Raw genomic sequence first — 22,893 nt, 5'->3', positions numbered from 1 at the left:
TCCTTCCGGATCGCAGTGGACGGGTTCGCCTGCTCTTCGATAGTGGCACACAAACTAGTGTCGAAGCAACTAGTTATTTAAGGACTAGTTGTGCGGCACCTAGTAGGATGAGCCGCATGCCCACCCCCGACCGGTTCAAGCGATCCCCGCTCGCCATGGCGGTGCTCGGCATCCTGCACCTGGAGCCGATGCACCCGTACGCCATTCAGCGCCGCATCAAGGAGTGGGGGAAGGACAAGGTCGTCAACGTGGGGCAGCGCGCCCAGCTGTACAAGACGATCGCGCGACTGCAGGACGCCGGTTTGGTGGCGGTCCGCGCGACGGGTCGCGACCAGCAGTATCCGGAACGTACGGTCTACGAGATCACCGACACCGGCCGCGATGCCTGCGCAGCCTGGATCACCGACATGCTCGCCGTGCCCCGCAACGAATTTCCCGAATTCCCTGCGGCCCTGTCATTTCTGATGCTTCTCGGTCCGGATGGCGCCCGGGTGGAACTGGATCGCCGGCTGAAAGCGTTGCGCGCCGGGAATTCCGAGCTGGAGACCGGCATCGCCCAAGCCGTGCGGTTCGGCCTGCCGCGGGTCACCATGCTCGAGGACGAATATCAGCGTGCCGTCACCGAGGCCGAAATACGGTGGCTGGAAGGCGTTGTCGCCGACCTCGCCGACGGCACGCTCACCTGGTCGTGGGAGTCGCTGGCACAGTTCCAGGACCAGGGCCCCGCGGCCGGCTAGGTACGCGCACCGTGGCGAGGTGCGGCTCGACGGCCCTATCGTCGGATACGGTGCCGACGTCGACCAGAACCGGCGCGCACCGCCGGCAACCAACGAAACACAGGTGATGGCAATGGCAAAGATCGTGCTGTTCGGAGCGACCGGCTACACGGGCCGCCTGACGGCTCGGGCCCTGCTGGCTCGTGGTGCCGAGCCGGTACTGGCCGCCCGTAACGCCACCGCGCTGCGGCAACTCGCGGCCGACCTCGGCGGTGCCGAGACCGCCGTGGCCGACGTGGCCGATCCCGCATCGGTGCGCGCCCTGCTGGGGCGGGGCGATGTGCTGGTGACGACCGTGGGCCCCTTCCTGCGGTACGGCGGCCCGGCGCTGGGCGCGGCGCTCGAGGCGGGCGCGCACTACTTCGACTCGACCGGCGAGGGTCCGTTCATCCGCGAGGTGTTCGATCGCGACGCCGAGGCGCGCCGGGCGGGCGCCGGTCTGCTGACGGCCTTCGGATTCGATTACGTCCCAGGCAATGTGGCCGCGGCTCTCGCGTTGCGCGACGCGCCGGACGCCGCCCGCGTCGACATCGGCTACTTCATCGCCTCCCCCGGCACCAGCGGCGGTACCCGCGCGTCCATGGTCGGCATGTTGTTCGAACGGGGCTTCGCCCTCCGCGACGGCGATATCGTGCCGGAGCGGACCGGTGCGCGGACCCACACCTTCGATGTGGCGGGCCGCGCGCTCACCGGCGCCTCGATTCCGGGGTCGGAACATCTCGTCCTGCACCGCGCCCACCCGAACCTGCGCGAGGTCGACGTCTATCTCGGCATGCCCGGCAATGCCGCTCGCGCGCTGCAGGCGACCTCGCTCGTCGCGGACACCGTCGCCCGGGTGGCGCCCGTGAAGCGGCTGGCCGAGAACGCGTTGAGCGCCCTGGTCAAGGGCTCGACCGGGGGACCCGATGCGGCAACCAGGGCCCGCACCCGCACCTGGGCGGTCGCCGAAACCCGCGACGCCACCGGCCGCGTCCTGTCCTCGGCCACGCTGACGGGCGTCGACCCCTACGACTTCACCGCCGAGATCCTCGCCTGGGGTGCGCAGACCGCGCTCGCCGGTGGGCTCCTCGGCACCGGAGCCCTCGGCCCGGTCGAAGCCTTCGGCCTGGACTCGCTCACCGCCGCCGCGGCGGATGCCGGACTGCGCCCGGCCGAACCCGCGTAAACTGACTTCCGGACGTGCGAAGACCCGGCCGGGTATGGGTTAGTCCCGGTGACGCGAACCGTTGAACACCGCACCTTCCGCAGGTGTGACCTGTACGTCCCTTCCGATGATGTTGCATGCGAAGGGACTCGGTCATGTCGAGATTCAAGGTCATCATTGCCGGCGCCGGGCTGGGCGGGCTGGCGTTGGCGCAGGGTTTGCGCCGCCGAGGCATCGATGTCGTTGTGTACGAACGCGATTCCACGGTGGATGCCCGCCGCCAGGGCTACCGGCTGCATCTGGACGCCGCGGCGCGACGTGCGCTCCATCGGGTGCTGCCCGCGCCGCTGCGCGCACTGCTCGACGCGACGACGGGCACCCCGAAACCCCGATTCACCGTGCTGGACAGTGCGCTGAACGAACGGTTCACCCAGGATTCGGCGGAACCGGCCTTCGCGGTCGACCGCCTGACGCTGCGCCGCATCCTGCTCACCGGTCTCGACGACCACGTCGTATTCGGCAGGGCGGTCAGCGGTTTCCGTACCGAGGGCGATCGCATCGTCGTTCACTTCGCCGACGGTGACAGTGCCGGCGCCGACGTTCTGATCGGCGCCGACGGGATCAATTCCGTTGTGCGTCAGCAGTATCTGCCGCATGCGCGCATCGTCGACACCGGAGTGCGCCAGCTCTACGGCGCGATACCGCTGAACTCGCGGACTCGGAACTTGTTCGACGACAGCATGTTCGGCATCTTCACCATGCTCACGGGCCCGGACGGGAGTTTCGTCGGTGTCGCACCGGTCGAATTTCCGCAGGACCCGGCGACCGCGGCGGCACGCCTCGTTCCGGCTGCGGAACTGCCGTCCGTCCCGGACTACATGACCTGCTCGTTCGGTGCTCGCGCCGAGTGGTTCGGCACGAGGGAACAGGCACTGGGCGACCTGGACGGCGACCGCCTGAAAGATATCGTCGCCGCCGCGGTCCGGACCTGGCATCCACGGATTCGCGAGATCGTCGCCGCCTGCGATCCCGACACCATGTTCGCACTCCCGCTGCGCACGAGTGTGCCGATCCCGGCATGGCCGACCACACCGACGACCCTGTTGGGTGATGCCGTGCACGCCATGAGTCCCGCGGCGGGATCCGGCGCCTGCACCGCGTTACGGGACGCGGCCGACCTGTCCGAAACCATCGATTCCGTTGTGGCAGGCCGTGATCTGCGCAGCGCGCTGCACGACTACGAACAACGCCTGATCGAGTACGGATTCACCGCCGTCCGCGCCGGGGCCGCGAACGGCCACCGCTTCCTGGGACAGAACCCGCTGCCCGCGTAGGGATACCGGCGGCGTGGGCCCGGCGATCAGGTCCGTCCCACGCCGCGCGGACCCTTCGCGGGCATGGCAGGCTGCGGTCATGGAGCCCTCGCGCTGTGTTGTGCTGGTCCCGACCCACGGATCGATCGCACCGGATTTCGCCCGCAATCTGGCCCGGCTGGAGCATCGGGGTTACGAGGTCCGGACCGTCACGGGATTCGCCGCGATCGATCAAGGACGCAGTCAGATGGCCACCGACGCGTTGCGCGACGGGTTCGAGGGCCTGATGTGGATCGATTCCGATATCGCGTTCGAGGTGGATTCGGTGGATCGGTTACGCGAACACGATCTGCCGGTCGTCTGCGGGATCTATGCGAAGAAGGGGGTGCGCGGCCTGGCCTGCCACGTGCTGCCCGGCACCGGGAACATCCTCTTCGGCGAGGGCGGGGGACTGCTGGAGATCAAGTATGCCGCTACCGGATTCCTCTTCACCCACCGCGACGTCTACGAGACCGTCGCCGAACACGAACAACTTCCGGTGTGCAACCTGCGGTTCGACCGCCCGACCGTCCCGTATTTCCTGCCCATGCTGGTGCCCGACGGTGAACACACCTGGTACCTGGGCGAGGACTACGCATTCTGTGAGCGAGCGCGGCGCAGCGGCTACCGAATCATGGCCGACAGCTCGTTCCGGCTGGGGCATGTGGGCACCTACAGCTACAGCTGGGAGGAAGCGGGCGCCGATTCGCACCGCTACGCGAGTTACAACTATCGGCTCGGGTGAGCGACGGATCGCCCCGATCGAACGTGCGGAGGCGGCTACCGGCTATTTCGCGGCGATCGATCCGGTCGGGGCGGGATTCGCAATGTGCGTCCCGCTGGGGTTGAATCGGGATATGCGGTCGGACTATCACGCGAACCTGCGGCAGCTCGCCGAGTTGCTGCATGCCATGTGTGAACAGGACCGGACCGTCATTTCGGCGGCCACCTACGCGGTGGTGAACGCCGATATCGAACAGGCCGAGGCCGCACTGGACATCGTCGGCCAGGTCGAGGAGATGGCGCAGCAGGCCGAACAGGAAGCGCTGCGCCTGCTGGCACTGCAAGCTCCGGTCGCCAGCGAGTTGCGGCGCGTGGTGACCGCCATCCAGCTCACCGGTCATCTGCAGCGCATGGGCGCCCTCGCCGGGCATATCGCCACGAGCGCACGCCGGCGCCATCCCGAACACGTCGTTCCCGAACCGGTGCGACCGTTGGTCGAACGTCTCGGCTCCACCGCCTGCGCGATCGCCACCAGCGCCGCGGCGGTGCTCGAGACCGGCGATCCGTACGACGCGGCCGGTCTCGACGCCCAGGACGACGCACTGGACAATCTGCACGAGCAGTTGCTGGCCGCCGTGCTGGACCACGAATGGGCGCACGGCATCACGGCCGCGGTCGACCTCACGCTGCTGGGACGGTACTACGAGCGCTTCGCCGACAATGCGGTGGAAGTGGGACGTCGCACCATCTTCCTCACCACCGGTGAAACCGCCGACAACTGGGCGCCCGGCGACGAGTGATCCGTCCGGCCTCCGAAACCTATGCGGCGGAACCGAATTCGGCCAGCACCGTGCCGTGCCGGATGACTCCGGAGAGTCTGGGCAGCTCGGTGGGTGCCGACCACGTGCGGAAGCCGTCGTAGCTGTCGCTGTAGAGATAGCGGCCCTCGGTGTAGGCGTCGAGATAGATGCGATGTCCGCCGTCGGGGAGCGGCACCACCGACGGACCCTCCCTCGGACCGCCCCATCCGGCCCAATCACCCTTGGCGACAAAGGTATACGGGCCCAAGGGGTTGTCCGTGACCGCCAGTTCGACCAGTTTGGTGTCCTCGTTCTTCACGAAGGCGTACACCCGCCCGTTCCACCGCACCAGCTGTGTGTCGATGAATCCCAGCGAACCCGGACCGCTCGGGCCCACACCGAACAGCGGAATCGGCGGCGCCCAGGTGGACAACCCCGCGCCGACCGGTAGCAGCAGATGCGGGGTGAAACCGTGCCCCCAGGTCAGCGAAACGATGATCGCGACTCGGCCCGCCGCGTCGACGTACCACTCCGGGGCCCATGTCCCTTCCAGGCGGCCCGGTACCAGCATCGGCGCCGGGGCCATCTCCGTCCAGGCGATTCGGTCCCGGCTACGCGCCAGGCCGATCGAGGTCGCGTCGGGGGCTCCGGTGTAGGTGAGGTAGTACCAGCCGTCGGTGTGCAGCATCACGCTGGGATCGCGAGCCAGCCCGGTCCGCGGCGTGAAGGCGTGTTCGGCGACCGGCGTGAACCGCGTCCCGTCCACTGATTCGTACACGGCCACGGTGGAGTCGCTGTCGGCTCGAAAGGCCGCCATCGTGTAGCGGGTGGGCGCGCGCTGGGGATCGGCGCCGATTCCCGGTAGCGCCGACTGCGCGCGTGCCGTTCCCGGGACCAGCAGGGGCAGACCGGCCAGCAGTGCGAGTGCGGATCTGCGTCCCATCGCCATGACCAGCGATTGTGCGGTTCACGCGCGACGATTCACCGGAGGCGCGCCGGAGCGATTCGCCTCCGGCGTGGCGTGGCGCCCGCGCACCGCCGGCTGTAGTGGAATCGATGCGCAGCACTGTGGCTCGGACCGAAGAGGGAGGACTCACTCGTGCGAACAACTCTCGTGGCGCCCCTGCTCGCTCTACTGATAGCGGGCGGTGCCGCGACGCCACGTCCGGCCCGCGGGGAGTCCGAGCCGATTCCGATGAACCCGCGCACATCGTTCGCTATGGTCTCGCTGATTCCCGGAACAGATACCGGCACAGGGAATTCGGGCGAAAGGCGGCCCGCCCTGTCGATCATCAAGCTGTATCTGGTCGATTACGTACTGCGCCACGGCGACGGATCCCGCTCGGATCGGCAGGCGGCTCAGCGGGCGATCCAGCTCTCCGACAGTGATGCCGCGACTGAGCTGGATACCAAGTATCCGCACGCCATCGATGCCGCCGCCGCGGAATTCGGTTCGGCCGACACCGGTCGCGGTTCGTTCTGGGGCGACTCCTACACCAGCGCCCGGGACGTCGCCGAATTCCTCGTCGCCGAGCAGCGCACCGATCCCGGCTCGCTGCTGCTGTGGTGGATGGCCACCGCGAGCCCGATCGCCGCCGACGGTACCGCGCAGAACTGGGGGACCGCGCACGTCCCGGCGACCGTCGGCACCAAATGGGGGTGGTCGGACGACGGCTCCTACGTCGCCTCGGCGTCCTTCGGCCCGGGCTTCGCGATCGCCGCCTTCACCCACGGCGATGCGAACGACGAGAACGCCGACCTCGCGGCGTTCACCGGGAGATAGTGGCGTTTCCGGCCGGCAGTTCGTGCCGAACCGCGACGGTGTGCCAGACTGGATGGTGAGCACGGGTTGTTGCAGTGATCGCCCGGCTCGCAACAGGAAGTAAATCAAAAGAATGTCGCAAGGCAGTGTGAAGTGGTTCAACGGCGAAAAGGGCTTCGGATTCATCGCCCAGGATGAGGGCGGTCCTGACGTTTTCGTCCACTATTCCGAAATTTCCGGTTCCGGCTTCAAGTCCCTCGATGAGGGCCAGCGTGTCGAGTTCGAGGTAGGCCAGGGCCAGAAGGGTCCCCAAGCTCAGAACGTCCGCGCCATCTAGGAGCTGACAAACCAGCGAAACCCGTGCCTGCGGCACGGGTTTCGTGCTTTTTCTGCGGCTTTTCCCCCCAGCCCCGCGAGGCCACGTGGACAGGGATGGCCTGGTCGCGTACAGTCGAAATAGATATCCGGTCCCACTGGCGTATGGCTGCCATCGGAATGGCAGCGCGAACAAACGTTCTTTCGTTTCGGGACAGTCCCTCGAACACCGCGCAGGCAACCGGATACGAGTGCGCTGCGACGAAATTTCGCGAGCTGCACAGGCTGTGTCGCCGGTGTTCTCGATCATGTCGATACGAACGTATCGCAGTCGATGCAGACACTGATCTGGATGTGTCGTCCACCGGTGATGTCGGCCCCGGCACCTGTTTCCGCAGGTCCCGGACACTGTCATTTACACGGCCGATCTTCGGCCGAGTCAGGAGCGTCGGCATGAACCGACCGAACCACCTTGTGCACGGCCCCGCGCGGCCCGTCGTCGAGCCCGCCGCACGTGTGCAGTTCAAGGATTACGAGACGAAAACCGGATATGTCGACGGCGCCTGGTGGCCCCGTAGCCCGGATCTCGCCACCGAACTTCCCGGCCTGCTCGCGGCCGTATCGCCCGCGCTCGGCTCGATCCACCGGGTCGTGTACAACGCCGCCGAATGGAACCCGGTCGTCGGCGGCGAAGCGGTGCGTCTCGACGGGACCCGGCACGGCACAGCCCACACCGTCGAGGTGCTCGGGGCGCGCGACCGGCGTCGAGTACTGCTGCTCATCCCGCCGCGCACCGATACCCATCGCGCCTGCGCTGTCATGGCTCTCGCGTGTCGTGCGAACGACGAATCGACGGTAGACGAACTCCTGGCCCAATTGCCCGGCCGCACCGGGCGGGCCGCCGCCCTTCGCCGGTGGCGCAACGGCGCGACCGGCTGTGAGTCGGCAGTGGCCGGCCGCATCCATCCAACTATCGAAAGACACTGCCTGTGAGTGAAAAACAACCCTTGGGCCCCCAACTCTTCAGCCACCGAGACGCTGTCACCGACAGCCCGTCCGACGTCGTGGCGCGAGGGGACCTGCGACCGACCTTCTCCGCCGCGCCGGACGCCTCGGCCGAGTCACGAAACCGAACCGCCCGCCGCGCAGACGCGAAATAACACCGCGATACCTGCGAGAGCACTCACCGTGTCGTCGGCAGGGTGAACGCGGCGGTGCGGACGACGTCGCCGTGCTTGAAATCCAGGAACAGCCGGTAGATTCCAGGGCCGGGGACGGCGGTGTGGAAGGTGACGTCCGGGCCCGGGGCGATGACGCCGTCGCCGGGTTCGCCGTTGGGGTGGACATGCACGTAGGCCAGGTCGCCCGCCCGCAGGATCACCAGATGTCCGTAGGCCGCCAGGTACGGCTGTAGGTCGGTGACCGGCTCGCCGTGCTTCCGCACGGTCAGGGTGAGCAGGCGGCCGTCGCCGGACACCAGATCGCCGTCGAGAGTCACCTCGTAGCCGTCGATGTCGGCGGTCCGGGCGGCCGCGGGTGTCGGGCGCGGTGCGTACGTGCCGGCGACGGCCAGGTCCGCGCCGAGGGTGATGGTCTTGCCGAGGGCCCGCGGGGCGATGTCGGTGAACACGCGATACGCGCCCGCTTCCGGCAGGTTCAGCCGCACCGTCCAGATGCCGTCGGCGGTGAGTTCCGGATGCACATGCCAGAACCCGGTCAGTTCCCGCTGCACCACGATGAGGTGCAGCTGCCGATCATGGATCGCGGTGTACTCGGTTACCGGTGCGCCGTCCGGACCCAGGATCCGGAACCGGAAATCGACCTCGCCCGGTGTGAGGATCGGCTCGGCGAGCGCCAAGGTGTACCCGTCCTGGGTGATCTGGAGCCCGCCCGGCAGTCCGCCACCGTGCGCGGCGTGCCCGCCATGGTTTTCGTGCGCGCTGTGCCCCTCGTGTCCACCGTGGCCCTCGTGACCGCCGTGATGCGCATGCGGGTCGTGGGTTCCGTGATTGCCTTGTGCCCCATGGTGATTGATGTCAGTGTGCGCGGTCATCGCTCCGGCCTTTCCGATCTTGTTCTCGTCCGACATCGAAAAACATATACCCCCTATGGGTATATGGCAACCCTGCTGTGGCGAGAAGTGCGAAGCTGCCCTCGAGGGCTGGTGGAACGCCTCGTAGAGGCGAGAACGAAGGCATCGCCGACGATCAGGCCGTCGAGATCGTCAGGCTGATTCAGACGACGACCGGCCGGCCCCCGGATGGGGACCGGCCGGTCGAATAATCACCGGTCAGCTGAGGCCGGCCACTTCCTGGGCGATCGCGGCGAGCCGGGTCTGGGCGGCCGACACGACGCCGTGGCGCTTCTTGTGGGCTTCCTCGTAGGCGACGATCGCGCGGATGTCGGCCGGCTCGGTGAGCTCCTTCACCGCGGCGACGGCCTGGGACACGTTCAGCTCGTCGTAGTCGCCGACCGGCAACTCACCGGGTTCGAGGACGCCGGTGGTCGCGCGGATCGAATGCAGGGCGTCGGCGGCCGCGCCGGCGCCTTCGTGGCGCGTGACCTGTTCGGCGGTCTCGAGTGCGGCGTCCCGGGAGGCCGAGAGAGTCTTGACCGCGACATCACCCGCGTGCGCGCCTCGGGCGAGCAGCTCCCCGAGCGCGGGCGGGGTGGTGCGGACGGTGTCCAACGCGCGGTCCAGGCCGCGAGCCGACCAGGTGACGGGCAGGTTGAACAGTTTCACCGCGGTGCCGGTCGCCGCCTGCAGCACGGTGCGGCGCAACGCGGCCGGCCCCCCGAGGGCATCCTCGGCCAGGACGGTGGTCAGCCATTCCACCGTGGCCGAATGCGCGGTGATCAAGCGGTCGGCCAACGTCACGATCTCTCGCTGACCCGCGGCGGTCGCGAGGGCCTTGATGTAGCGGGAGCGGTCGAGCAGCTGGTGCTCCAGCGCCAGATCGCCGAGCAGGGCCTCGTCGAACGGCTGGGCCTGTTCGGCCATCGCCTTGATGGCGGCGACCGCACGGCCGAGGAACGGGCCGACCACCTCGGGCACACTGCCCAGATCGCGGATGGCGGCCTCGATGGCCTCGGCGCGGGCGCGGCCCTTGTCGGCGTTCTCCGAGAGCTCCTTGCGGACAGCCTCGGTCCGCGCCTGCGCGATCCGGGTCTCGGCCACTTGTATCTCGGTATTGGTCAACGTCAGCAGTGCTCGCAGCTGGGCCAGCAGGGTGGACGTATCAAGAGTGCTCATGCGAATCTCGTCCTTCGGCGTATAGACAGCATCCGGTCGGGGCGCAACGTTGCACCATATCTTCGGCTACCCGCCATTACCGATGATTAACATCCGCTCAGCCGAGATAGGTCGATTCGAGTACGAGGTCCTTGAGAACCTTCTGGTATTCGGCGTGCGTCCGATGCTCGCGGGTCGTCCACCGGGTGCCCTCGTGGCGACGCATGAACGCTAGATATTCCGGGGCGCCCGGATATTTCACGTTGTCCGCCACGACGACCGCGCCGGGGCGCAGCCACGCCTGGTCCAGGATCCGGTGGAGATCGGGAAGATATTCGTCCTTCTCGTGGTCGAGGAAGGCGAAATCCAATGCGCCGGGGGAGAATTCGTGGTCTTCGCTCAGCGCGCGGAGTGTCTTTCCGTCGTCGCCCAACGTGCCGACGATGACGACGATGCGGTCACCGACGCCCGCGTGATCCCAGATCCGCCGGGCCACGGCGGCATTGGCAGCATTGAACTCGATCGAGTACAGCACGGCGTCGGCTGGCATGACCCGCGCCATGCGCAATGCGCTGTAGCCGCAATAGGTTCCGAGTTCCAGCAGGCGGCGCGGCCGCGCGGCGGCGACGGCCCGGTCGAGGATCCGGCCCTTCTCGTCACCGATGTTGATCAGGTAGCTCTTGGTGTAGCAGAACTCGTCGATCGCCCGGATCACGTCGTCGATGTCGTTGCGTCGCGCATGCGCGCACACGTAGTCGGCCAGCGCCTGTTCGCGGCCGTCACCGACCTGCCAGGTGGCGCCCATATGCCGGAGGCCGAACAGAAACCGCACATACGACCAGCGCAGGAACATCACTGGTTTGCCCACGCTCTCGTTGGCGGCGATCGCCAGGGCGATCGCGGCGACGGCGGCCAACACCGCGCGCGGGAGACGGAGACCGAATACCGCCGGCCGTCGTGCGGTCAGCATGATCGACGACGCGGCCGATACCGCGGATGCCACGATCGCAGCGGAATGCTTGCTCACATGCTCTTCCCTTCGCCGTGCCGATTCAGTTCGGCCTCCAGGATCGGCCCGATGACCGCGAGCGCCTCGGGGTTGGTCATCTGGGCGTGGGTGACGTCGACGCGGTGCTCGGCGATCCGTCCGGAAACCCAGGGCCGCCACATCTCGCCGGTCAGTTCGCCGGTGATGCCCTCGGTCGCCGTGAAATACAGCAGATCGCCGTCATAGGATGCCGGCCGGTAGCTCGTGGACATGGCGACGCTGTCGACGTAGCCCTGGTGTAGGCGTTCGAGCTGCTCGCGGGTCAGCCCGCGCCCGGGGCCGGGGCTGTCGGCGAGCACGTCCACCGCTTCGTCCAGCGTGAGCGGCCGCGTATCGGGAGTGGCCGACTCGTTGCCCTGCAGATGGGTGACCAGATCACGGACGGTGGGCGGCTCCGGCTGCGGCGCACCCTCCCCGAAGGCCACGCTGTCGAGCATGACGAGCAATCCCACGTCGTGCCCCCGGGCGCGCAGCCGGGCGGCGAGCGCGTGCGCGAGCTGGCCGCCCAGGGACCAGCCCAGCAGGTGGTACGGCCCTTCCGGCTGCACGCGCGTGAGTTCCCGCAGGTACACCTCCGCGAGCTCGTCGACGCTGTGGTACCGCCGCGATTGCCCGGAGACGGCCGGCGACTGCAGGCCGTAGACGGGCCGGTCGGTGATGTAGCGCAACAGGCCCGAATAGCACCACGACAGCGGGACCGCCGAATGCAGGCAGATCAGCGGCGTCCCGGAACCACTGCCGCGCAACGGAAGAACCGGCTGCAACGCCGAACCGCCGACTGCCGCCTCGCTGTTCCCACCGGCCGCGGTGGCTTCGATGGCGGCGGCCAAGGTCTGCACCGTCGGGGTGAACAGCGACGAGATCGTCACCGTGGTCCCGGTCCGCTCCGACAATTGCCGGCACAGTTCGACGCCCAGCAACGAGTTGCCGCCGAGTTCGAAGAAGTTGTCGTCCAGACCGATTCGAGTCTGCCCGGTCACCTCGGCGATCGTCTCCGCCACCGTACGCTCGATCTCCGAGGCCGGCGCGCGGAACGCCGGGCGCGGCAGCGTCTGTGGATCCGGCAACGCGGATCGATCGGTCTTGCCGCTGCTCGGATTGATCGGTATCTCGGGCAGCGGAATCAGCATCGCCGGAACCATGCCGGGCGGCAGCACGGTCCGCAATCGCGCCAAGACGGCGGCCCGGTCGAAATCTTTCCCGGCAGCCGCGGGCACGACATAGCCGATCAGCCGATCGCCGAGTGTCTCGGACGTCCACACCCGCACCACGGCCTGATCGACCGTCGCGTCGGAGGCCAGGGCGCGCTCCACCTCGGACGGCTCGATGCGCTGTCCGCGCAACGAGATCTGAACATCGCCTCGGCCGAGGTACTCCAGCGTGCCGTCGGGTTGCTCGCGGACCATGTCACCGGTGCGATACATCCGGATTCCCGGCTGCCCGTAGGGATTCGCCACGAAACTCTGCGCGGTGATCCCGGGCCGCCCCAGATATCCCCGCGCCAACGCGTCACCGGCGAGATACAGTTCGCCGCGGGCGCCACGGGGAGCCGGCCGTAGCCGGGCGTCCAGGACGAGAGTCTGCACGCCCGGCAGTCCGCGCCCGATCGTGATCGGCGAGCCGGGGGCGAGCGGTTCGGTCTGGGTCACCACGACGGTGGCTTCGGTGGGCCCGTAGGAGTTGAACATCGGTAACCGGCCCGCCCAGCGTTGCGCCAGTGCGGGCGGACATTTGTCTCCGCCGACGGTGACGGTCCGCAGCGAGGGCAGTCGATCCGGGTCGAGCGTGGCCAGGATGGCCGGCGTCACGATCAGCTGCGTGACGGCCTCCTCCTCCATCACTTGCGAAAGCCGTTGTCCCGCAACAATGTCCGGCGCCAGGGCGACCAGCTTCGCGCCGGGGGCGAACGCGGAGAGATATTCGAGCATCGACGCATCGCAGAATGGCGAATGTGCTTGCAGCACAACGGCATCGCTGCCGATTCCGTTGCGGGTGCGCAGATCGTCGGCCAGGGTCGCCAGCCCCTCGTGGGTACTCAGCACCCCCTTGGGCTCGCCGGTGGATCCGGAGGTGTAGATCAGATAGGCCGGGTGCGCGGCCCGCAACGGTCGTATCCGATCCGCGTCGGTCACCGCTTCGGCGGACCGGGAGGCGGCGGCGCGGGTGAACTCGTCGCTGTCGAGCATCAACCAGTCGACCGTCGTGGTCTCCTGCGGTGTGCGCCACCTGGTGAGGGTGATGCCCACCGTCGCACCGGAATCGGCGATCAGCTTCGAGACGCGGGCCGGCGGGTCGGTGGGATTGACCGGGAAGAACACCGCGCCCGCCCGGGCGACCGCCCACAACGCCATGACCGATTCCACCGACCGTGACAATGCCACCGCGACAACGACTTCCGGCCCGGCGCCGTGCGCGATCAGCTCGCGCGCCCACCGGGCGGTCGTCTCGTCCAGTTCGCGATAGGTCACCGAACGATCAGGCCCGCTCAGCGCGATCCGGTCACCGGCATCGATTCCACCCGCGAGCAGGTCCGGCAGCAATCGCTGGTGGTGTCGCCGCTGCGGGGCGGCGATCGTGTGCGTGCCGGCGACGGCCGTGAACACCGTGTCCGCGCCGTCGGCCCGCAGGAACCGGATCAGGCAGTCGACGAACTGCTGCCGATACGCCTCCACTTCCTCTGCTCGGTACAGCTCCGGGTTTGCATGAAAGTCGATGACGAACGGCTCGGTGCCGAACCGGTAGCAACTGATCGCCAAATCCTCCACCGGTCCGGCCGAAAGCAATTGCGTCCGACCGCGAACGGCGCCGAAGTCGATGCTCTCGGGCAGGCTGAGGACGTTGACCAGGGGCCCGTAGCCGTGCCGGCCGGCCTGCCCCACGCCGTGGTCGCGGAGCAGGTCTTCGTGCCGGTACAACTGATGACGCAACGCGCCGATCATGCTCAGGCGCACCTCGCGAACCAGCTCACCGACCGTGCTTTCGGCCACACCGCGCACCCGCAGGGGCACCACGTTCGAGACCATTCCCGCCGACTGCCGCAGCGCTCCGGTGGTACGCCCGGCGACGGGCAGCGACACCGTCACATCGGTATCGCCCGTCATCTGCGCCAGAAACGCGGTCACCGCCGCGACCAGCACCTCGGCCATTCCGGTGCCGTACCGGCGGGCTGCGTCGCCGAGCCGTGCCATGACCTCCGCGTCGACGGTCGCGTGCGCGATATGCGGCCGGGCCGAAGGTGCGGCGTACCGCTCACTGAGGCGGGTCGTATGGTCGAGGCCGGCGAGCTGCCGACCCCAGTACTCGCGGTCGGCCGCGAACCGAGACGAGGACCGATACCGCTGCTCGGCCGCCACGATCTCGGCCAGCGATACCGCCCGGCACGCCGCCGGTGGCCGTCCTTCGGTTGCGGCGGAATGCAATTCGGCTGTGCGCTGCAACACCTGGGCGGCGCCGAAGCCGTCGACGGCGATGTGGTGGCTGCGCGCGTAGCAGCGATATCGGCCGGGGCCGAGGGTGAACAGCACCGTCTTCGTGACGTCGTCTCGGGTCAGATCGATGCCCGCGTGATGATCCCGGCTCATCCACTCCTGTGCGGCGCGTTCGGGATCGGGGTGATCACTGAGATCTATGCAGTCGAATCCGGTGTCCACATCGTGGTCGAGATATTGGCGGGGCCGGCCATCGACGATAGTGAATCGTACATGCGGTGACTGTAATTCGCGTGCGGCGCGGCGGGCACACCGCTGGAGCAGTTCCAGGTCGAGATCGCCTTGCACATCGGTGTATTGCGAGATGGAGAACGGAACCGTGGGATGTAATTGCTGAGCCAGCCACAGTTCGTACTGCGCCACCGACAAGTCGAAGAAGTCCGCGTCCGGAGTCGCGTCGTCGTGACGACGCGTGGTACTCGAAAGGTCTACCACCGCAATTCCTTCATCATCGCCGGCGAGGATGTCGTCCGGGGGAGTGGGCGATACGGCGTCGTCACGAACCGATCCTCGTCCGGAGGAAGCTCGTTACCTCCGCCATCATCCGGCTGACCGAATCGGCGACGAAGAGGAGCGGTTGACAAATGCTGTCGTCGATATCGGCGGCGAGTATGTCGTCCACCCGGAACTCCCGCAGATCCGCGTTCACGAAGGACTCCATCTCCGTCACCGAGGACAGGATCGCGGCTCCGTACGCTCGCGGGTGACCTTTCTCGGCGACCACGCCGACCTCCAGGGTGAACCAGAACAACCGCGCTATCGCGGCCCGCTCCTCGTCGGAGGTGGCGCGGTTGGCGGCACGGCCGAAACAGCGATACAGCTCCGCAAATTCGGGGTCGGCCAGTATCACCGCATGTCCGACCAGTTCGTGGATGACGTCCGGATCGGGCGAGAACGATTGCTCGGTCACCGGCCGCACGTCCGGCGTGGCGTGCAGGATCCCGTCGGCCATCGGCCCGTAGAACAGGCGGCCGGGTTGGCTTCCGATGGCCGGCGCCAACGCGAAACCGGTCAGCGAACGAAGCATACGCGACACCTCGCTCATCTGCGGTACCCGCTCGGCGGGCAGCTGAACGAGGCGAGCCGCGCACCGATAGTCCGCGCAGGCGAGCTGTTCGTGCATGGCGCGAAGCGTCGCGAAAACGCGGGACCACAAGATGTCTTCGTCACTGCTGTACAGGAATTCGGGCAGAGGCTGCCCCGGGCGGCACGCGCGGGCGACCCGCTCCCGCTCGGACCGGACGTCCAGACCAACCGTCATCGCAATCAATCCTCTCCTCGAGTTGCCTAAGTTGCGCAGGTCATCACCACTCGGAATCGATCGGCGCTGACAATAGGTGCGTTCTGTGTGCGCGAGTACCCCCGGCGATTTTCAGCAAACAAATCGGCAAGGCCGGCGAGGATAAAGTAGAAGACGGCTTCCCGCAATACATTCGGCGGAATTTCAGGTGACAATTCGGTGCTTCCCGAGGGCGCTCGCGAAAGTGAAACGGGTTGTCCGGAAAACGATGGTTTTCGCTGTCCGATCTGTCGCCTTTCGGCCGAATTGTTCATAGCGCCTTCACTGATCATCAGGCGTCGATCGCGGCCGCGAACATCGGCCACGAATCGTGCACGGCGACTTGCCGATATCGCCGTGCGTGAGTTGCTCTGGGCCCGAAAGCAATCCGCGCCGGTCCCTGCCGACACATACAGCTGCGTGCCGCGCAGGCTGTCCGCGTACGGTGTCGGATCGTTGGCGGCTCACTCCGGCCCGACGGCGGGCACCGCATGTCGAGCGGGTTCGCGCCGTAGTGAGCCATCGCAAACCTCCCGCGGGCAGGTTCGGCATCGGCCCCTCCGCTCTTCTCAGACGAGCAACGGTAATCGTCAAGCTACTACAGGCGTGAAGCAATTCGCGGTTTACCGTCACATTTCCGATCGCGTTTCTGCTCGCTGAGGTCGGCGAATACCGCACGCGGTCACCGGATCGGCGTAGCCGGACACTTCAGAGGATCCACGCCCGTGAGCTCGGCACTGGCCGCCCACAACTCGGCCGCGACGTCCGGATCGGTCATATGCGCGTGGGGTGTTTCGCGGTGTGGCCGGCCGCGGAGGCCGAGCACCCTCGGCCCCCACAGCTCACCGCCGACGATCTCGGCGTCGAGGGCGGCTCGGACGATGCTGTCGGCCCCCGCGTTTTTGCTGTGCAGCACAACGCCCGCGGGCAGCCCGCGCAGGCGCTGGGCCGGGGTGCGGACCAACAACGGTGGCCGCGACGGGGTGAGCGAGTCCAGGGCGCCACCGGGGTGGGCGACGATGCTCGCGGTGTCGGCGCCGGATGCCCGCAGTCGGCGATCCAGTTCGAAGCCGAACAGAATCTGCGCCAGTTTCGATCGTCCGTAGGTGCGCTTGGGCCGGTAATCGCGCTCCGACTGCAGATCGGTGAGATCCAGCCGTTCCGACCGGGCGGCGAAACTGCCCACCGTGATCACCCGGCCGTGCGAGGCGGCCGTCAGCATCGGCGCCAGATGTGCGACCAACGCGAAATGCCCGAGATGGTTCGTCGCGAACATCGATTCGTGTCCTCGCGCGTTCACCTGACGCTCGGGGCCTGAGAGAAGTATTCCAGCGTTGAGCACGACCGCGTCCAGGCGCTCGACGCCGAGGGCGTCGACCGTCGCCGGCAGCGAGGACGGATCCGCGAGGTCCACGTGCACCGACATCGTTCGCGCGGCCGGAACTCGTGCTCGGATCGCCCGCATCGCGAGGTCGGCCTTGGCGGTGTCCCGGCACCCCAGCGCAACGGTCGCGCCCGCGGCCGCGAGTTGCTCCGCGACGAAGTATCCGATGCCCGCACTGGCGCCGGTGACCAGAATCGTCTTCCCTTCGGCTCGACAGCCGCTGTGCCATGTCATACCGGCAACTCTGCCGCGGCGCTCTTGCACCGCCCTGACGTCCCACTGGCATGCGGGCCCGGCGGGGGTGAATGCCACGGACGGTAACCACCCGAACGCTGACCATCGGTACGCGTGGATATATTCTCAGGTCGAGCCTTGTATTCGGGGGAATTGCGGGATCGGTCGCATCGATGGCCCGGCCGGAAGGTGCCATGGAAATGAGTGACTAATTAAAAGAATCTTGCCGTAATTAACTTTCCAGGCTGAATAATTAATTGCTGATAATGATATTTTCTTCTCGATTCGTTTGTGTGATTTCGGCCATGAAAAGATGAGAAGAGGCTATATTTTAGAAACTCGGTGTTGCGGTCCGGTATTCGGTCGTAACGTTGCTCTACATTTTCTGGAGTCAGTCATGAGATCCATCTCTTCCCTGGTTCGTGCCGGCGTTCTCGCTCCGGTGGCGGTCGCCACCGTCTTTTGTATGGCGGCACCGGCGAATGCCGCCCCGGTCAGCGTGAACTGGAGCTGTAAGGGCACCATTTTCGGGATCGGCCAGACCTCGAGCATGACCACATCGGTCACCGGCACCGCGCCGGGTTCGGCGGCGTCGGGTTCCGCGGTGGCCATCACCCTCACGCCGGGTTCGTCGTCGGTGCCCAGCTCGGCGTCCGGCTTCACCGTGAACAACATCAGCAACCTGAAGATGACGTTTCCGACTCCCGCGAATTCGACATTGGTCTCCGCTACCGCCTCCGGGGGTACCGTGGCCGGCACCGTCGCCACGTCGGGTGGGAATGTCGTTCTGACCGTGCCGGGTCCGATCGCCGGCGGCACCAGTTTCACGCCGCCGGCGGTGACCATCAATGTCACCGCCGGAACCCCCGGAACGCCGATCACCAGCAAGTACGCGGGAACCAGTTACACCAGTCCCGGTATGACCATGACGACCAATGTCGCACTGGTCGGCAATGTCGCGACCTCGTGTTATCCGAACCCGTCGCCGACCCTCACCACCACTGCCGTCAGCTGATTCCGCGGGCAGACGCCACGGCGTGACGGCCGGTGTCCGCACCGGCGGCCGGTGGTGAACATGCCTGGGCCGGGTTGTGTCAGCAGCCCGGTCCAGGTCTCACCCGGGGCGGCCAGGTGGCCACGGTTCCTCATAGTGATTGCCCCGCTTCACGTTTGGCGCGGGGGCAGCCACTCGCACCGAATTTTGTGATGCACCGTATCGCATGAGTCGGTGTGTCGTACAGTGCATGTCCGACACAGCCGCGGTCGCTTCGGCGGCCGGAGCTGTGCCAGCTTTCGTGATGTTCGGCAGCCGCGGTTCGGGTTGCCGGCCAAATCGATTGACAGGAGCACATATGCCCGCTTCACGCGACCGGCGGCGATCCCTACCGTACGCAGGGGAAATGATGGTGCACACACCCTGATCGGCGACTTCTCTTGAGCGGTTTCATGTTTCACAGTGATCGAGGGGAAAGCTCGTGTGCCCGAGACCAATCGAACCCGCCCGGATCTCGGCCGAACTCAAAAGGGCCCTGGGGTTCTACCACGGAACCGTCGAGGATCTGACCCGCGAATTGATCCGGGTGCTGGGCGTGAACGAGACCGACCGGCGGGCACTGGAGATCGTCCTGGCCGACGACGAGAAATCCACGACGCCGGGGATGCTGGCCGAACGGCTCGGCATCACCGCGGCCGGCGTCACGATCATGCTGAACCGGCTGGAGAAGCAGGGCTATATCACCCGTTCCCTGCATCCGACCGATCGTCGTCGCGTGATCGTGATGGCGACCGACCTCGCGGCCTATCGCATACAGCAACTCGTCGTACCCATGATCGTCGAGAGTTACAAGATGTTGTTGAGCTGGTACGACTCTGCCGAACTCGAGATAATCGCCGACTTTCTCACCCGCGCCGGTGAATTGCAACGAATCCACCGGCAACGGCTGCGCGACGTGGATCCCTTCTCCAGGGCCTGAAACCTCGACCACGAAGCCTCGTCCACATCGACAGAAATTCGAGGCGCTGGGATATTCGGCGCCCAGACCTTGCAGTGAAGTCCGGTCGCGCGCCGTCCGGGCGCTGCTCTTCTCGGCAAGACATTGACGTATGGATGCCCGTTCGAGTTGTTCGCCGAACTGCCGCAATTCGATGTCCGCTTCTCGGGAGCGTTCTGCGGTGGTGCAGACGGTGTGATCACCGTTTTCCGGCGGTGGCGCATCCGGACGAAGAAAGCGATAGTGGGATGCGAACCGTCGACAACAGCGAAAACCCAGCAGGTGAGCCGCGGACTCTGATTCCGCGGTGGTTCGGGCGGCAGTCCGCGGAGCCTCCGGCCGATCGGTTCCGGCGGCGGCTCTCGCGCGCGGGTGTGGTCGCCGCGTTGGTAACCACGGCAATCGGGATAACGCTCGTGGTACGAGCGGATTCCGGTCCGCCGGTGCGTGTGAACGATTCTCGGGCGTACTCGGGTGACCCCACCGTGCAGACCCTCGACGGCGGTGCCTCGCGAAGCGAAACCGCCGCGGCGAACGGGGGTACGGCTTTCGACGCCTCGAGCGAGCTCCCCGTACCGGTCGACGTTTCGGGCGATACCGACGCTGCTGCCGATCCCGGAACCGCCCCACCGGCCGCCGATCCCGCCGACCCGAGTTCCGGCCCCGCCACTGCGACGGAATCCACGCCGCCCACCACGACGGATCCCTCGCCTCCGAGTTCGACGGCCGGTTCGCTCGGCGCGAGTTTCTCTGCCACGGCGAGCCTTTCGATCCAGCTCATGCCCGGCGTGCCGGACTCGGGCCTGGTCGTCCCGCCTCCGATATCCACGGCGCCGACGACCCCGGCGGAGACGTCGACGGTCACGGTGACGGCCGACCCGACTATGGCGACCACGACACTGCCGCCGACCACGCCGACGACACCGATGACGACGGTGCCGACTACCACCGTGCCCGCCACCGCAGCGCCGACGACGGCACGGCCGACCACCCCGCCGCCAGCACCGACTACGACGGCACCGACTACGACGGTGCTCGCCACCGCAGTGCCGACCACGGCACGGCCGACCATCACGCCGGCGACACCTACCGACGCAGCGACCGCGGCACCTACCGGCACTCCGGCCAAGACCACGACGGTATCCCCACGCACCACGACGACCACCGTTGCGGCGAATACCACGCCATCCCCGTCACCGGAGGTGGTCACGACATCCGGGTCACCGACAACCCCGGCGACGCGATCTACGACGACGATGGCGCCGAAGACGACCGCGCCTCCGCCGCACACGAAGTCGGCGCTCCCGACGGCTCCGTCGCTCGCGCATCCTCCCGCCACATCACCGAAAGTCGCTGGGGGATAAGCGGTCACGCGGGGGCTTGGCGCACTCGAGCATCCGTGGTTGTCGACGAATGGTCCACTGCCCGCATCTACGTCGCCGGATGGGACTCCGGCTGCCAGTCGTAGACGACTGTGGTGCGCAGAACGATGTCCTGAAGTGAATGCCGGCGCGAATCGACCGCCGCCCAGAACAATCCGACGGCGAACATCACGCAGAACACCGCCCGCAGCAAGGCCCGCGGCCATCCCACGAGTTCGCCGTCGCGGCTCACCACCCGCAGTCCCATCATTACGGCGCCGACGGTCCGGCCGCTCACGGCCCAGCATCCGGTGAGGTACAGCACCGACACCACGATGAATATGCCCGTCGACATGACCGCGCCGGTGTCCGGCCACGCGAAGTCCTGCGGCGAGAACAGCAGTCGAGCGAACGCCAGACACAGGTAGATCCCGGCCATGATCGCCAGGACGACGGCGATATCGACCCCCGAGGCGATCGACCGGGTCACGATTCCGGCGGGGCGATGGGCAGGCGCGCTCACTCCGCGCCCGATTCGGACGGTGTTCGCCGGAGCAGTTTTCCGACGAACCCCGCGACCGCGTCGTCCGCATGCATCCCTTGGCTTCGGATGCCGAGAACCGCCTCCGCGGACATCGAATCGGTGGATTCCCGGATGATCCGGGGGAGATCGACGCCGTCGATCACGGTATCGGCCAGCCCGACCAGGTCGACCCGCCCGATGATCTTGTCGACATCGATTCGTTCGGCCACCGCGTCGAGATCCACGTTGTCGACGACGATCGCCGTGAGGTCGACGGCGCCGACCGCGGTCCGCACGATCCGGCCGATCACCGCCTGCAGCACCCGCTCGGTGAGATCATCGACGGCTTCCAGCGTCTCGGCGCCTCGCTGTCCGAGCTCCGCGAGCACCGGCTCGACGCCCGGCACGTGCTGGGCGACATCGAATCCGAACCCCAGCACGCGCCCGGCAGCTCCGCCGACCTTCGCGGCGGCGCCGACCACCAGGTTCACCGGCCTCGACATCGTGGTGCCGTCCACATCACCATCAAACTCGCTCAATGCCGGATGGGTATGCCTTTCGAGTTATTCGGCTTTCAGACGTGGTCCGAGCTCGGCCGGCCGGGGACGCGGTCGCGCTCCCAGATCCGGCGGGACGTCGGCAGCGTGTCGCTGCCCAGCTCCGGCGGGGCCGCCCAGATTCGGCGAATCCGTTCGGTGGTGTCGAAACGCGGCCATCCGGGGTCGCCGGTCGTGGCGAAGGCGATGAATGCGTTGCGCATCGCCGCCGAGAGGTCGCCGAAGTCCGGCGGGATCTCCGGCCCGATGAGCTGCGCGGCGAGCGGGCCGTGGGGCGTATCGAAGGTGAAGGGAACGTCGAGGCCGTGGCAGGCCCGAAGTGCGCCGTCGCGTGCAGCGCGACCACACCACCGACCCCACCGGCCACGGTGCGGCCCAGCCGCCAGATCGCCCAGCCGAGGGTGATCGCTGTCGTGATGGCCGCGGTGATCAGGATGTGGGCGTGGCTGAATATCGGCCCCGTGGTCGAAAGGCATCCCGGAGGGCCTCACCACCCACAGTTTCCGCGGCGCGGTCGCACGATCCTCGACGACGCCGGTCTGTCGGCCCACGCCACTGCCGACGTTCTGATGCACGTCGACCCTGCCATGACCCAACGCCACTACATGGGCCGATGCCGAGCCCACCGAGCAGCTGCGGATGCGCTGGACCGAGCCGTCAGCGGACAGTTCTGCCGCGCCACGCACGGCGAATTAGTTGGGACTTCGTTGGAAGATCCGACCAACGAGGTAGGTATTCGGGCGGAGGAAACCCGCCCTGACCTGCGATCAAAGTGGAGCTAAGGGGAATCGAACCCCTGACCTTCTCGATGCGAACGAGACGCGCTACCAACTGCGCTATAGCCCCGTGGCTCGTTTCCGGGCCAACGGAGGAGAACTTTAGCAGGTGGGGGCGGGAGATTCCGAATCCTGTCTCTTATACACA

22 protein-coding genes and 1 tRNA gene are annotated in these 22,893 nt (G+C 67.1%); 10 read left to right on the top strand and 13 right to left on the bottom strand.

Translation table 11 applies throughout. The features are described 5' to 3' along the window. Positions 1-116 precede the first annotated feature (116 nt). The 5 genes from C8258_RS12920 (at position 117) to C8258_RS12900 (ending at position 4,795) form a co-directional block, all read left to right on the top strand. Positions 117-737 (top strand): PadR family transcriptional regulator, encoded by a 621-nt coding sequence (locus C8258_RS12920; protein WP_199195689.1) that lies wholly within the window; start codon positions 117-119, stop codon positions 735-737. 112 nt (positions 738-849) lie between these two features. After that, on the top strand, positions 850-1,941 hold the full coding sequence (locus C8258_RS12915; RefSeq protein ID WP_106955502.1) for a trans-acting enoyl reductase family protein: 1,092 nt from the start codon (positions 850-852) through the stop codon (positions 1,939-1,941). A gap of 134 nt (positions 1,942-2,075) precedes the next feature. Further along, positions 2,076-3,254, top strand: a complete 1,179-nt coding sequence (locus tag C8258_RS12910) for an NAD(P)/FAD-dependent oxidoreductase (RefSeq protein ID WP_106955404.1) — start codon at positions 2,076-2,078, stop codon at positions 3,252-3,254. 79 nt (positions 3,255-3,333) lie between these two features. Beyond that, the gene (locus C8258_RS12905; RefSeq protein ID WP_106955403.1) at positions 3,334-4,017 is read left to right on the top strand and encodes a hypothetical protein; all 684 of its coding nucleotides are present in this window, start codon (positions 3,334-3,336) and stop codon (positions 4,015-4,017) included. Between the two features lie 112 nt (positions 4,018-4,129). After that, positions 4,130-4,795 carry a PhoU domain-containing protein gene (locus C8258_RS12900; protein WP_106955501.1) on the top strand — a complete coding sequence of 222 codons (666 nt, stop codon included), beginning with the start codon at positions 4,130-4,132 and terminating at the stop codon, positions 4,793-4,795. Positions 4,796-4,814: 19 nt separating this feature from the next. Here the strand turns inward: C8258_RS12900 and C8258_RS12895 are convergent, their stop codons facing one another. Continuing rightward, a complete protein-coding gene (locus C8258_RS12895) occupies positions 4,815-5,744 on the bottom strand; it encodes a hypothetical protein (RefSeq protein WP_199195688.1) in 930 nt (309 codons plus the stop codon). A gap of 150 nt (positions 5,745-5,894) precedes the next feature. Between C8258_RS12895 and C8258_RS12890 the strand changes: the two genes are divergently transcribed. From C8258_RS12890 to C8258_RS12880, 3 genes are all read left to right on the top strand, one after another. Next, a complete protein-coding gene (locus tag C8258_RS12890) occupies positions 5,895-6,578 on the top strand; it encodes a hypothetical protein (RefSeq protein ID WP_233225058.1) in 684 nt (227 codons plus the stop codon). 112 nt (positions 6,579-6,690) lie between these two features. Beyond that, complete coding sequence (locus C8258_RS12885; RefSeq protein ID WP_039780742.1) at positions 6,691-6,894, top strand: cold-shock protein; 204 nt, start codon at positions 6,691-6,693, stop codon at positions 6,892-6,894. A 431-nt stretch (positions 6,895-7,325) separates the two neighbouring features. After that, the gene (locus C8258_RS12880) at positions 7,326-7,865 is read left to right on the top strand and encodes a DUF5994 family protein (protein WP_146161222.1); all 540 of its coding nucleotides are present in this window, start codon (positions 7,326-7,328) and stop codon (positions 7,863-7,865) included. A gap of 190 nt (positions 7,866-8,055) precedes the next feature. Here C8258_RS12880 and C8258_RS12875 read toward each other — a convergent pair whose 3' ends face one another. From C8258_RS12875 to C8258_RS12850, 7 genes are all read right to left on the bottom strand, one after another. Then, positions 8,056-8,925, bottom strand: coding sequence for a hypothetical protein (locus C8258_RS12875; RefSeq protein ID WP_233225057.1), 870 nt, complete (start codon positions 8,923-8,925; stop codon positions 8,056-8,058). Between the two features lie 237 nt (positions 8,926-9,162). After that, positions 9,163-10,125 carry a hypothetical protein gene (locus tag C8258_RS12870; RefSeq protein WP_106955399.1) on the bottom strand — a complete coding sequence of 321 codons (963 nt, stop codon included), beginning with the start codon at positions 10,123-10,125 and terminating at the stop codon, positions 9,163-9,165. 97 nt (positions 10,126-10,222) lie between these two features. Continuing rightward, positions 10,223-10,957, bottom strand: coding sequence for an O-methyltransferase (locus C8258_RS12865; protein ID WP_106955500.1), 735 nt, complete (start codon positions 10,955-10,957; stop codon positions 10,223-10,225). Between the two features lie 170 nt (positions 10,958-11,127). Next, the gene (locus C8258_RS12860) at positions 11,128-15,075 is read right to left on the bottom strand and encodes a non-ribosomal peptide synthetase (RefSeq protein ID WP_106955398.1); all 3,948 of its coding nucleotides are present in this window, start codon (positions 15,073-15,075) and stop codon (positions 11,128-11,130) included. Between the two features lie 61 nt (positions 15,076-15,136). Beyond that, positions 15,137-15,901: an amino acid hydroxylase gene (locus C8258_RS12855; RefSeq protein WP_106955397.1), complete on the bottom strand. Its 765-nt coding sequence runs from the start codon at positions 15,899-15,901 to the stop codon at positions 15,137-15,139. A gap of 26 nt (positions 15,902-15,927) precedes the next feature. Beyond that, positions 15,928-16,245 carry a hypothetical protein gene (locus tag C8258_RS32270; RefSeq protein WP_146161221.1) on the bottom strand — a complete coding sequence of 106 codons (318 nt, stop codon included), beginning with the start codon at positions 16,243-16,245 and terminating at the stop codon, positions 15,928-15,930. Positions 16,246-16,601: 356 nt separating this feature from the next. Beyond that, positions 16,602-17,537, bottom strand: coding sequence for an SDR family NAD(P)-dependent oxidoreductase (locus C8258_RS12850; protein ID WP_106955396.1), 936 nt, complete (start codon positions 17,535-17,537; stop codon positions 16,602-16,604). A gap of 397 nt (positions 17,538-17,934) precedes the next feature. Between C8258_RS12850 and C8258_RS33175 the strand changes: the two genes are divergently transcribed. Together C8258_RS33175 and C8258_RS12840 are read left to right on the top strand one after the other, a co-directional pair. After that, positions 17,935-18,552: a hypothetical protein gene (locus C8258_RS33175; protein ID WP_233225056.1), complete on the top strand. Its 618-nt coding sequence runs from the start codon at positions 17,935-17,937 to the stop codon at positions 18,550-18,552. 460 nt (positions 18,553-19,012) lie between these two features. Beyond that, entirely contained in the window at positions 19,013-19,510 is a 498-nt protein-coding gene (locus C8258_RS12840) for a MarR family winged helix-turn-helix transcriptional regulator (RefSeq protein ID WP_106955395.1), read from the top strand. Positions 19,511-19,727: 217 nt separating this feature from the next. Here the strand turns inward: C8258_RS12840 and C8258_RS12835 are convergent, their stop codons facing one another. The 5 genes from C8258_RS12835 to C8258_RS12815 all read right to left on the bottom strand — a co-directional run bounded on the left by C8258_RS12835 (position 19,728) and on the right by C8258_RS12815 (position 22,815). Further along, positions 19,728-20,819, bottom strand: a complete 1,092-nt coding sequence (locus tag C8258_RS12835; protein ID WP_146161220.1) for a hypothetical protein — start codon at positions 20,817-20,819, stop codon at positions 19,728-19,730. A gap of 140 nt (positions 20,820-20,959) precedes the next feature. Beyond that, entirely contained in the window at positions 20,960-21,412 is a 453-nt protein-coding gene (locus C8258_RS12830) for an RDD family protein (RefSeq protein WP_106955393.1), read from the bottom strand. Further along, positions 21,409-21,930, bottom strand: a complete 522-nt coding sequence (locus C8258_RS12825; protein ID WP_369974750.1) for a hypothetical protein — start codon at positions 21,928-21,930, stop codon at positions 21,409-21,411. Before C8258_RS12825 ends, C8258_RS12830 begins: the two co-directional genes overlap by 4 nt. Before the next feature lie 56 nt (positions 21,931-21,986). After that, on the bottom strand, positions 21,987-22,544 hold the full coding sequence (locus C8258_RS32265; protein ID WP_158271253.1) for a hypothetical protein: 558 nt from the start codon (positions 22,542-22,544) through the stop codon (positions 21,987-21,989). 198 nt (positions 22,545-22,742) lie between these two features. Then, a tRNA-Ala gene (locus C8258_RS12815) sits at positions 22,743-22,815 on the bottom strand. Positions 22,816-22,893: the final 78 nt, after the last annotated feature.

The organism is Nocardia sp. MDA0666 (assembly GCF_003023875.1).
GTDB classification, from domain to species: domain Bacteria; phylum Actinomycetota; class Actinomycetes; order Mycobacteriales; family Mycobacteriaceae; genus Nocardia; species Nocardia aobensis.
The sequence above is the reverse complement of the archived record's forward strand: the minus strand, read 5'-3'. Positions and strand labels throughout refer to the sequence as shown.